The organism is Candidatus Synechococcus spongiarum SH4 (genome assembly GCF_000586015.1).
Classification (GTDB): Bacteria; Cyanobacteriota; Cyanobacteriia; order PCC-6307; family Cyanobiaceae; genus Synechococcus_B; species Synechococcus_B spongiarum_F.
This window is the reverse complement of sequence record NZ_JENA01000030.1, coordinates 1-11576: the sequence shown is the minus strand read 5'-3', so window position 1 is coordinate 11576 and position 11576 is coordinate 1. Positions and strand designations below refer to the sequence as shown.

General features: G+C 64.0%; 12 protein-coding genes. 10 read left to right on the top strand and 2 right to left on the bottom strand.

Annotation, left to right across the window (positions count from 1 at the left end):
- Positions 1-269: 269 nt before the first annotated feature.
- Both BG35_RS13315 and BG35_RS0102690 read left to right on the top strand, forming a co-directional pair.
- Complete coding sequence (locus tag BG35_RS13315; RefSeq protein WP_025781592.1) at positions 270-548, top strand: hypothetical protein; 279 nt, start codon at positions 270-272, stop codon at positions 546-548.
- A gap of 38 nt (positions 549-586) precedes the next feature.
- Positions 587-1405, top strand: coding sequence for a PspA/IM30 family protein (locus tag BG35_RS0102690; RefSeq protein WP_025781591.1), 819 nt, complete (start codon positions 587-589; stop codon positions 1403-1405).
- 138 nt (positions 1406-1543) lie between these two features.
- Here the strand turns inward: BG35_RS0102690 and BG35_RS0102685 are convergent, their stop codons facing one another.
- Complete coding sequence (locus tag BG35_RS0102685; RefSeq protein WP_025781590.1) at positions 1544-2257, bottom strand: TIGR03943 family putative permease subunit; 714 nt, start codon at positions 2255-2257, stop codon at positions 1544-1546.
- Positions 2258-2260: 3 nt separating this feature from the next.
- A complete protein-coding gene (locus BG35_RS0102680; RefSeq protein WP_025781589.1) occupies positions 2261-3229 on the bottom strand; it encodes a permease in 969 nt (322 codons plus the stop codon).
- A gap of 299 nt (positions 3230-3528) precedes the next feature.
- Between BG35_RS0102680 and ureG the strand changes: the two genes are divergently transcribed.
- From ureG to scpB, 8 genes are all read left to right on the top strand, one after another.
- Complete coding sequence (ureG, locus tag BG35_RS0102675; RefSeq protein WP_025781588.1) at positions 3529-4149, top strand: urease accessory protein UreG; 621 nt, start codon at positions 3529-3531, stop codon at positions 4147-4149.
- 134 nt (positions 4150-4283) lie between these two features.
- Positions 4284-5588: an urea ABC transporter substrate-binding protein gene (urtA, locus tag BG35_RS0102670; protein WP_025781587.1), complete on the top strand. Its 1305-nt coding sequence runs from the start codon at positions 4284-4286 to the stop codon at positions 5586-5588.
- Between the two features lie 69 nt (positions 5589-5657).
- Entirely contained in the window at positions 5658-6815 is a 1158-nt protein-coding gene (urtB, locus tag BG35_RS0102665; RefSeq protein WP_025781586.1) for an urea ABC transporter permease subunit UrtB, read from the top strand.
- Positions 6816-6875: 60 nt separating this feature from the next.
- Positions 6876-7958, top strand: a complete 1083-nt coding sequence (gene urtC, locus BG35_RS0102660; RefSeq protein ID WP_444542000.1) for an urea ABC transporter permease subunit UrtC — start codon at positions 6876-6878, stop codon at positions 7956-7958.
- Between the two features lie 3 nt (positions 7959-7961).
- Positions 7962-8729, top strand: a complete 768-nt coding sequence (urtD, locus tag BG35_RS0102655; RefSeq protein WP_025781584.1) for an urea ABC transporter ATP-binding protein UrtD — start codon at positions 7962-7964, stop codon at positions 8727-8729.
- Entirely contained in the window at positions 8726-9439 is a 714-nt protein-coding gene (gene urtE / locus BG35_RS0102650; RefSeq protein WP_025781583.1) for an urea ABC transporter ATP-binding subunit UrtE, read from the top strand. The genes urtD and urtE overlap by 4 nt, the downstream gene beginning before the upstream one ends.
- A gap of 222 nt (positions 9440-9661) precedes the next feature.
- Complete coding sequence (ilvA, locus tag BG35_RS0102640; protein ID WP_025781582.1) at positions 9662-11197, top strand: threonine ammonia-lyase, biosynthetic; 1536 nt, start codon at positions 9662-9664, stop codon at positions 11195-11197.
- Between the two features lie 37 nt (positions 11198-11234).
- The coding region (scpB, locus tag BG35_RS0102635) for an SMC-Scp complex subunit ScpB (RefSeq protein WP_025781581.1) at positions 11235-11576 on the top strand (342 nt) is incomplete at its 3' end.

Sequence of the window (11576 nt, the reverse complement as noted above, 5' to 3'; positions counted from 1 at the left end):
GGGGCGCCCCACGCCGGCTTGGCCTCAGCACCTGTGCCGGCCGCACCCCCACGTCATTCCCGGATCCGGATGCCTTCATCCCCACGCCCACAGTCACCGGCCACGCATGCAATTATCAGCACAACCAGTCCAGAAATGCCACATGCCTCCACCCTGTGTCCAAACTTTGGCGGAGGCCGGCATGCCGCCACCGGAGCCGCCACTTGTGGGCAGCCTCTGGAGTCAGTACTGAGGCCGCCAGCCCATGACCACCAACACGCCGCCCATGGGTGGAGCCCGCCGTTGTGATCGCGGCGATTGGCGGGGCGGTGACCATCATTGGTTTACTGGTGTCCATCGCTTTGGGGATCTACGGTATGAGTGCCCGCATCGACGATCTCGGGACTCGCATGGATACCCTGGAAACCCGCATCGACGACCTGGGGGCCAATCTCAACACCCGCATGGAAGCCCTGAGCAGCCGCATTGATCAAGGTGTACCAGCTCTGCTCCCCAAACAGCCCTCAATCCCCACCTACCCCTGTCCATCGCCGGGCCAAGCCTGCTAAGCTGGCCCTGGATATCATCCCCCACTGCCGCTGCCATCATGTCTTTCTTCTCACGACTTTGGCGACTGATGCGCGCCAATGCCAACGATCTGGTGAGTCGTGCGGAGGATCCCGCGAAGATCCTGGATCAGTCCCTGATGGACATGCAGGCGGAGTTGGTAAAACTACGCCAAGCGGTGGCCACGGCGGTGGCCAGCCAGAAGCGCATTGAACGCCAAGCCAGCCAAGCCCGTGTCCAGGCGGACCACTGGTATGGCCGCGCCCAGTTGGCTCTCAAGGGGGGAGACGAGGATCTGGCCCGCCAAGCCCTGTCTCAGCGCAAGACCCATGAGGACACTGCCCAGGCCTTGATCAAGCAGATGCAATCCCAGGCGGGCCAGGTGGATGTTCTGAAGCGTAGTTTGCTGAAGCTGGAGGGCCAGATTGCCCAGGCCAAAACCAGGAAAGACACCCTCAAGGCCCGTGCCCAGGCGGCCCAGGCCCAGAAGCAGCTTGAGGGAGCCGTCAGCGGCATCAGCACGGATTCCGCCATGGCGGCCTTCGGGCGCATGGAAGAAAAGGTGGAGTCCTTGGAGGCGGAAACCGCGGCAATCGGGGAATTGGCAGGGGACAATCTGGAGGCCCGCTTCGAGGCCCTGCAAGGGAGTGACGTGGACGATGAACTAGCCGCCCTGAAAGCCTCCATGGCCCCTGCCCCCGCACTACCCGTATTGCCGGACAACAATACGGCCACCCCCCGGCAAGTCCAGGTGGAGCCAGTCCAGGTGGATGTGGATGATGAACTGGCTGCCCTGCGCCGTTCCATGGAGCTGCCTCCCCAGAATTCGTCCTCCAAGCAGTATCTTCCCCCCCACTAAGTCCATAACCCTCCAACATTCCCGCTTCCCCCAATAGAGGATGGAAGCAGCGGATCATGTTCCACTTCCCTGTTATAGCGCCATATTTGGTTTTTAATAGCTTTCCCCCTTGCAATCGTTCTTCCCCGTAAGACGGGTTTACGTGCGGAATGGTTGGCGGGGCTTGGCAATGGTGGTCACCTCGTGGGCGACCACCACGGGCTGCATCCCGCCGGATGTCTCCAGCAGTTCCATCTCCCCCTCCACACGAACCCACTGATCCTGCGGCGGCGGGGCATCAGCCGGCCACTGCACCGCCAGCCAGACCGGCGTGGCATCCGCCAGGCAGCAGCGCACCAGAAGCTGGGCCAAGTGACGTTCCCCCGTAGCGGTCACCAGCACAAAACCCTCCACCTGCACGGGTTCGCCACGGAACAGTTGGGGTTGGGCGGTACCCCGCAACAGACGCACCCAGTCCACCAGGTCCCGCTGCTCCGGCGGTAAGGCAAAGCCCACAGCCAGGCCATCCAACCGGGCGGGCGGGCGATAGCGGGCCAACGTGCTGAATGAGCTACGGGGTGGCGCCAACACCATCAACAGACCTGTGCAGACCACCAGCGCCGCTGCCCGCCACGGGGTGGGTCGGCGCGGCGGCTCTACCGCCAGCATCGTCACGCTCCACACAAGCAGCGCCAACCCGGCCCCGATCACCAGCCCGTGGAACACCGGGGCCATGAGCAGTTGCAGGCGGCCGCTGGACCAGCTATGCACCAGTGTGACCCCACAGCACAGCAGCGCCAGTGGCGGCCAACGCCAACGGGCCACGGCCCGTCGAACCACGGACCAGAGGGATGGGGGGCCAGGTTGGTTCATGGTTCAGAGCATGAGGAAATTGGTCCACTGGCCCGCCAGCAGGGCCAACACGCCACAGGCCAACGCCACAAATGCCATGGCCGAGCGGCAGAACACCGTGCCGTACAGACCCAGGGACTTCACGTCAATCACCGGGCCCAGAACCAGAAAAGCCAGCAATGCTCCCGGGGTGACCTGGGAGGCAAAGGCCAGGGCCAGAAAGGCGTCCACACTGCTGCATACGGAGATCACCACCGCCAGCGCCATGAGGGCCAACACCGAGAGGGTGGGGGCCTGACCAACGGCCAGCAGCCAGTCCCGGGGCAGGGTGGTTTGCAACAGGGCTGCAACTGCGCACCCCAGAATCAACAGAGCGGATAGCTTGACCAACTCATCCATGCCGTGGAGCACGCTGAGACGCCACGATTTGCCCCGACCAACCGACGGCAGCGGCAGCGCCGCCGGACCCTGCGCCCCAATCAGGCCAGTGGAACGTTCCAGCAACGACCCCGCCCCGACCGGCTGGTGAAAGCCCCGCTCCCGCAGCAGGTTGGGGGTCAGGATGGCGGCGTCCTGCTGGAGACGCAGGAGGGTGGCCACCACAAGGGCCATGGCCAGACCCGCAGCGGGGCGCGCCCAGAGCAACCAGGGTTGATCCGGGAATGCAGCCCAGGTGGAGGCCAGGACAATGGGATTCAACACGGGGGCGGCAAAGAGAAACCCCATGGCCGTGGAGAGCGGGCTCCCGGATGCCAGCAGTTGGCGGGCCACGGGCACGTTACCGCACTCACACGCCGGCAGGGCAAACCCCATGGCGGCGCCTGTGAGGGGACCCAGGAGGGGATGATCCGGCAGGCACTGGAGCACCGGACCCGTGGGAAGCCAGTGTCGGGCCATGGTGGCCAACGCCATACCAATGAGAAGAAACGGCATGGCCTCCAGAAACAATGCCTGAAACACGGACCAACTGGTGGAAAGATGGTCAAGCACCATGGCCTCTGCTCGTCACTGCATGGGGGGAGATTAGGGTCAGGACCCAGAAACTGGGGAGAGCCCTGCAGCAGCGAGGGATCCCCCGCCACCCTCAGAAGGCGGAAGGATGGATGGTTTGTTCTGGCTCGATGAGCGCCAGCTTGAGAGGATCAAGCCCTTCTTTGTGCTGTGTCACCACCGATGGACGGCGGACCTGGAGATACCCGCCCGTGTGATCAGCCAGGGCGCGGACGCTCCAATGGCTGGCGTTGGCTGGCGGCGTTGGGGCATGATGGGCTGTATAGCTGTTTGTTTCCCGGTTGAGCCCTTTGCGTGTTGGTGTGGCCGGGCCGGTGGGTTCCGGCAAGACCGCCCTGGTGGACGTGCTCTGCAAGCGACTCCGGCAGCGGTTGCGCATGGCCGTGGTCACCAACGACATCTACACCCGGGAGGACGCCGAATTTCTGCTGCGTTCCGGCGCCTTGCCCCCTGAGCGGATCCGGGGGGTGGAAACCGGCGGCTGCCCCCACACGGCCATCCGGGAAGACTGCTCCATCAACCTGGTGGCCGTGGAGGAGTTGGAACGCTCCGAGCCCGGTCTGGATCTGGTGCTGGTGGAGAGCGGTGGGGATAACCTGGCGGCCAGCTTCAGCCCGGAGTTGGCGGACCTGTGCATTTACGTGATTGACGTGGCGGCTGGGGACAAGATTCCCCGCAAGGGGGGCCCCGGCATCACCCGCTCCCACCTGCTGGTGATCAACAAAATCGACCTGGCTCCCCATGTGGGCGCCAGTCTGGCGGTGATGGAGGCGGACACCCGGCGCATGCGGAGTGGGCGGCCATGGTGTTTCACCAACCTGCGCACCGCTGAAGGGGTGGAGAAGGTGGAGGATTTTCTTCTGCGCCAGTTGCCTCCCCAATCGCCCCGCTCCCACGTCTGAGCGCTCCTTATCCATGGGCGGGAACTGTTCAGTTGGGCACAATTTTGGCTTCCCGTTGCTTTGGCTACCAAATCCGGCCGGGGGGTGGTTGAAAATCGGAGCGTTGCAACAGCGGCTTGTCCGTGCCGTATCCCATGGGTCTCACCTCGTTTCCTCGTCGGAGCTTTGGCGCTTCCGCCCTGGCCGCTTCCCTGCTCCTGGCCTCCTGTGGCGGACCCCGGTCAGCGCCAACGGATTCCGCCGGGATGGAGTTTGACGACACCGTTGCTGTGGGAATCCTCCATTCCTTGAGCGGAACCATGGCCATTTCCGAGTCCACCCTGTCCGAGGTGGAGAAGATGGCCATTGAGGAAATCAATGCCGCAGGCGGTGTGACCGTGGACGGCAAGAGCTACGAAATCACCTGGATCGAAGAGGACGGCGCTTCCGACTGGCCCACCTTCGCCGAGAAGGCAAAGAAGCTCATTGACCAGGATGAGGTTCCGGTGGTGTTTGGCGGCTGGACTTCAGCCAGCCGCAAGGCCATGCTGCCGGTCTTTGAATCCAAGGACGCCTTCCTCTATTACCCCATCCAGTACGAGGGTCAGGAATGCTCCAGGAACATCTTCTACACCGGCGCCACCCCCAACCAGCAGGCGGAGCCGGCGGTGGAGTTCATGTTCAAGGAATCTCCGGTGGCGGGCAAGCCCTTCTTCCTGGTGGGTTCGGATTACGTCTTCCCCCGCACCTCCAACACCATCACCAAAGCCCAGTTGGAAAGCCTCGGCGGCGAGGTGGTGGGTGAAGACTATCTGCCCCTGGGCAACACGGAGGTGGCCCCCATCATTGCCAAGATCAAAAACGCTCTACCTGACGGCGGCGCCATTATCAACACCCTGAACGGGGATCAGAACGTGGCGTTCTTCAAGCAGATGCAGTCGGCAGGACTCACACCCGAGAACGGCTACTACGTGATGAGTTTCTCCATTGCCGAAGTGGAGATTGACACCATTGGCCCCGAATACCTGGCGGATCACTTTGCCGCCTGGAACTTCTTCCAGGCCATCGATACCCCCGCTTCCCGGGAGTTCACGGAAGCCTTCAAGGCCAAGTACGGGGAAGACCGGGTGACCAACGATCCCATGGAATCGGCCTACAACATGGTCTATCTGTGGAAGGCTGGTGTTGAGAAAGCCAACAGTTTTGATGACAACCTGGTGCGTGAGGCCCTCATTGGCGTCACCTTTGACGCACCCCAAGGCCCCATTGAAGTGATGCCCAACCATCACATTTCCCAGACCGTACGCATCGGCCAGGTGACTTCCGATGGGCAATTCGAAATCCTCAGCACCAGCGACGGCCCCATTGCTCCCCAGGCCTGGAACCAGTTCGAGCCCAGTTCCAAGGGATATGCCTGTGACTGGAGTGATCCCGACAAAGGTGAGAAGTATCTCCTCTGACCGCCAGGCTTCAGCCCCCACCGACACAATCCGGAACGACCACCTGGGACGGACAATCAGCCTTGATCTGTGACCTTATTGCTTGAAAGTCTCTTCAACGGGGCCGCCATCGGTTCCGTGTTGCTGATTGCCGCCCTGGGGTTGGCAATTGTGTTTGGCCTCATGGGCGTGATTAATCTCGCCCATGGGGAATTGATGATGTTGGGGGCCTACACCACCTACGTGGTCCAGAGCTTTTTCAAGTTGCCCCTTCTGGAACCCCTGTTCGGAGCCTATATCTTTGTCGCTGTGGTGGTGGCGTTTCTGGTGAGCGGCCTGGTGGGGCTGCTGCTGGAGAGGACCGTGATTCGCCGTCTCTACGGCAGGCCGCTGGAAACCCTGCTGGCCACGTGGGGGGTGAGCCTGATCCTGCAGCAGTTTGTGCGCACCGTCCCCCTGGCCTGGTCAACCGGTCTGTGGCTGGCGGCCGTGCTGGGTCTGGCGGGGCCGCTGGTGGTGAACCGGCTACGGGGTCCGGGACAACAACGGCCATGGCTGCTGCGGCTGGGCAGTTGGGTTGTGGCGGCGGGGGTGGGGGTGACCGCTGCCGGCTGGATTCGCAGCGCCATGCCCAAGCTGGCCCGGGCCAGCGCCCGCAACGTGGACGTGACGGCGCCCCGCTGGCTACGGGGCGGCCTGGATCTGGGGGATTGGACTCTTCCCGTTCCCCGGTTGGTGATACTCGCGCTCACCATCCTGGCGGTGTTGGCGGTCTATTGGTTCCTCAACCGCAGCCTCTGGGGTCTCCGTATCCGCGCCGTGACCCAGAACCGGGCCATGAGCGACTGCCTGGGCATTCCCACCCAGGCCGTGGACGCCCTCACCTTTGGTCTTGGCTCCGGCCTGGCCGGGGTGGCCGGGGTGGCGGTGTCCCTGCTGGGATCGGTGGGCCCCAACGTGGGAGGAGACTACATCGTCGGCTGTTTCATGGTGGTGGTGCTGGGGGGTGTGGGCAACCTTTGGGGCGCCGTGGTGGCCTCGGCCGGCATTGGCGTGCTCACCGACGTGATCGGCGCCGGCCGTCTACTGGAGGTCTGGCCCCAAATGCCGGCCTGGCTTCAGCAGGGCGTGGAATTTTTCGCCACCACCAGCATGGCCCGGGTGCTCATCTTTGCCCTGATTGTTCTGGCGTTGCAGGTGCGTCCGGCGGGCCTGTTCCCCCAGCGGGGTCGCATGGCGGAGGTGTGAGCCATGGCCGGTACCCGCTCCCGTTGGCAGCCCCGCTGGTCACAANCTCTGCTCTGGGGGATGGGCCTGGCGCTGGTGCTGGCCCTGCCCAGCCTGGTCTCCCCCTTCCGGCTCAACCTGCTGGGTCGCTATCTCTCCCTGGCCATCGTGGCCCTGGGCATTGACTTGATCTGGGGCTACACGGGACTGCTGAGCCTGGGCCAGGGCATCTTCTTTGCCCTGGGGGGCTACGGCGCCGCCATGCATCTTCAGCTCAACTGCCACAGTTGCAGCCGGGCCGCCGGCGGGCTGCCGGAGTTTTTCGGGCTGTATGGGGTGCAACAGTTGCCCTGGTTCTGGGAACCCTTCCACTCCCCATGGTTCACCTTGGTGGCCATTTGGCTGGCGCCGGCGGTGGTGGCAGGGCTTCTGGGCTTCCTGGTGTTCCGCAACCGCATCAAGGGGGTGTATTTCTCCATCCTCACCCAGGCGGCCCTGCTGGTGTTTTTCAACTTTTTCAATGGTCAGCAGAAGCTCATCAACGGCACCAACGGCCTCAAGACGGACCTGACCCGGTTGCTGGGGCTGATGGTGGGCTCCGACGCCATGCAGCGCAACCTGTTCTGGCTGACCGCCCTGCTGGCGCTACTGGCCTGGCTGCTGTGCCGCCAACTGGTGCGGGGTCGCTTCGGCCATGCCTTGTTGGCCATCCGGGACGATGAAGCGCGGCTGCGGTGTCTTGGCTACAACCCCACCCCGTTCAAGACCATGGTGTTTGCCCTGGCCGGTGGTCTGGCGGGCATATCCGGCGCCCTCTACACGGTCCAGTCCGGGATTGTCTCCCCCCAGTTCATGGCGGCCCCCTTCTCCATCGAGATGGTCATCTGGGTGGCGGTGGGGGGGCGCGGCGCCCTCTGGGGAGCCATGGCGGGCGCCCTGGTCATTAACATGGCCAAGAGCCTGGTGAGTGAGGCCTGGCCCCAGACCTGGCTATTCATCCAGGGTGGACTGTTCCTTCTGGTGGTGACCACCTTGCAGGGTGGGGTGGTGGGATGGTTCCAGGAGGATGGTCCCCGCCGTCTGCTGGCCCGGCTGGGCTGGAGGACCCGGCTCAGCACCTACCCCGCCCTGGAACTGGAGACCGAACAGGAGGGGGAGGACTGACCCGTGCCCACCCCCGAATCACCCCTCCTGGAGTTGGTTGGCGTCAGCGTCAGCTTTGACGGCTTCCTGGCCTTGAAAAACCTGAACTTGCAGCTTGCCGCCGGAGAGTTGCGGGCGGTGATTGGTCCCAACGGCGCCGGGAAGACCACCTTTCTGGACGTGATCACCGGCAAGGTGCGTCCCCAGGCAGGGGATGTGTACTTCCGGGGTCGCTCCCTGAAGGGGCGCAACGAACACCAGATTGCCCGCCTGGGGGTGGGTCGCAAGTTTCAAAGCCCCAGGGTGTTTGAACAACTGAGCGTGCAGGAGAATCTGGCCCTGGCCGTCAGTACGCCCAAAACCCCCATGGGGCTCCTGTGGCGCCATCTCACCGGCGCCCAACGGCAGCGCATCCGCCATCTCCTGGAGGTCATCAATCTGGCCCCCCGCGCCCGCCATCGGGCCGGCTCCCTCTCCCACGGGCAGAAACAGTGGTTGGAGATCGGCATGTTGGTGGTGCAGGCGCCCCGGTTGTTGCTGGTGGACGAGCCCGTTGCCGGCCTCAGCGATGCGGAAACCGAGCGCACGGCCGATCTGCTCAAGTCCCTGGCGGGGGACCACACGGTGCTGGTCATCGAGCACGACATGGAGTTCATCCGCCGCCTGCAAACCCGGGTGACCGTGCTCCACCAGGGGCAGGTGCTCTGTGAGGGATCCATGGATCAGGTGCAAACGGATCCCCGGGTGGTGGAGGTCTATCTTGGCGCTGGCCAGGAGGAGCAGCAGCCATGACAGAGCCCCTCCTCCAGATCCAGGGCCTCACCACCTGCTACGGGGAAAGCCGCATCCTGCGGGACGTGGATCTGCAGGTGCAGGGGGGGCAGATGGTGTGCCTCATTGGCCGCAACGGTGTGGGCAAAACCACCCTGCTCAAAACCATCATGGGGTTGATCCGTCCCCAGGGGGGCCGGATCCAGCTTGCGGGGCGGGACCTGCTGGCCCTGCCCCCCCACCGGCGGGCCAGGGCGGGGATTGGCTACGTGCCCCAGGGGCGGGAGATCATTCCCCGGTTGACGGTGCGGGACAACCTGCGGCTGGGCCTGGAGGCCCGCCCCGGTGGCCTGGCCCGACATGATCGTCCGGATCCCCAGGTGTTCGACCTGTTCCCGGCGCTGGCAACCATGCTGGAGCGGCGGGGTGGGGACCTGAGTGGCGGCCAGCAACAGCAGTTGGCCATGGCCCGGGCCCTCCAGGGCAGACCGCGCCTGCTGCTCCTTGACGAGCCCACCGAAGGCATCCAGCCCAACGTGGTGGCCGATATTGAAAAGGCTGTGCGCCGCATCATGGACCACACCGGCGTCAGCGTGCTGCTGGTGGAGCAGCACCTCCACTTTGTCCGCCAGGCCCACACCTACTACGCCATGCAAAAGGGTGGAATCGTGGCCAGTGGTCCCACGGCGGGGCTCTCCCAGGCGGTGATCAGCCGATTTTTAAGCGTGTGAGAGAAAAACCGGCCAAGGGCTTGCCAAAACCATGTGACGTTTCGTATGCTGTGTAGAAATACCTACTGCCTTGCCATGGCTCTGATTCTGTTTGCCGTCTGGGTGCTGTTCTTTCTCTCCCGGATCGAGGTGCTGGCCTGACACCCGTTGGCGGGTGCGGATGCGGGTCAAGCCCGTAGCGGTAACGTGGGTGAACAATCAGGAGCAGCCGCCTCCCCGCCGATGGACTCCACCGAACCCCCAGCACGAAACCACAGCTACCTGGAGCGGGTTCTGCGGGCCCGGGTGTACGACGTGGCCATTGAAAGCCCCCTGGAGGTGGCCAGAAACCTGAGCCGCGCCCTGGGCAACCAAGTCTGGTTCAAGCGGGAAGATTTGCAGTCGGTATTTTCCTTCAAGTTGCGGGGCGCCTACAATCGCATCCGGCTGCTGTCGGCAGAAGAACTGGAACGGGGCGTGGTGACCGCCAGCGCCGGCAACCATGCCCAGGGCGTGGCCCTGGCGGCCCAACGCCGTGGTTGCCGCGCCGTGATCGTGATGCCTGGGGTCACCCCCGCTGTCAAGGTGCGCAACGTGACCCGCCTGGGGGCCGAGGTGGTGCTCCACGGCAAATCCTTTGACGATGCCTGCAGTCATGCCCAAAAGCTGGTGGAGGAGCAGGGGCTCTGCTTTATTCACGCCTTTGACGACCCGGAGGTGATTGCCGGCCAGGGCACCATCGGCATGGAAATCCTGCGCCAACTGGCAGAGCCGCCAACAGCCATCTACGTGGCCGTGGGGGGCGGGGGATTAATCAGCGGCATCGCCGCCTACGTCAAAGCCCTGTGGCCCCAGGTGGAGATCATTGGCGTGGAGCCCGTCGATTCCGATAGTATGACCCGCTCCCTGGCGGCTGGCCGGCGGGTGTGTCTGGACCAGGTGGGCATCTTTGCGGACGGTGTGGCGGTGCGGCAGGTGGGGGAGGAAACCTTTCGTCTTTGCCGCCAGTACGTGGACCACATGGTGCTGGTGGACACGGACGCCATCTGTGCAGCCATCAAGGACGTCTTTGAAGACACCCGCTCCGTGCTGGAGCCGTCCGGAGCCCTGGCCGTTGCCGGTCTGAAACAGGATGTCGTGCGCCGGGGCCGCCGGGATCAGCAACTGGTGGCCGTGGCCTGTGGCGCCAACATGAACTTTGACCGGTTGCGTTTTGTGGCGGAGCGGGCGGAGTTGGGGGCTGAGCGGGAGGCCCTGCTGGCGGTCACCATCCCGGAGCGCCCCGGCAGTCTGCTGCGGTTCTGCTCCGTGTTGGGCAACCACAACCTGACGGAGTTCAGCTATCGCATGGCGGATCCACAGCAGGCCCATATCTTTATTGGCGTGGAGGTGGACGGTCGCAGTGACACCGAAGCACTGGTGCGGAAGCTGCAGGAGGGGGGCTTTGCCGCCGTGAACCTCAGCGACGACGAACTCTCGAAAGTCCACATCCGCCACATGGTGGGGGGCCGCTGCCCGGCAGCCAGCGGCGAGTTGCTCTACCGCTTTCAGTTTCCCGAGCGGCCTGGCGCCCTGATGCACTTTGTCTCCCGTATGCGACCCACCTGGAATCTGAGCATGTTTCATTACCGCAACCAGGGGGCGGATTACGGGCGTATTGTGGTGGCCGTACAGGTGCCGGAAACAGAGCGGCAGGAATGGCAGGCCTTCCTGGAAACCTTGGGCTATCGCTATTGGGATGAAACCGGTAACCAGGCCTATCAACTCTTCCTCGGCTGAGGCGGAGAAATCCGCAGAGGCAGTTGCGGCGGCGGGGTTGTCCCTCCCCGCCCGACTGGAGGCCATTCTCTATCTCAAGGGCCGCGCCGTGACGCTCAAGGAGTTGGCCCAACTGGCTGGTTGCTCCTGCGAGGAGGCTTCCACCGCCTTGATGATCCTGATGGCGGACTACGCCCACCGCGAGACCGCCCTGGAAATTCGCCAGGATGACGATGGATACAGCCTGCAACTGCGGGCGGACCTGGCGGAGTTGGTTCATATCCTGGTCCCCCTCACTCTGGGGGCCGCCACCCTGCGCACCCTGGCTGCCATTGCCCTCAAGCAACCCATCCGCCAAGCCGTGCTGGTGGATATGCGGGGTTCGGGAGCCTATGAGCAC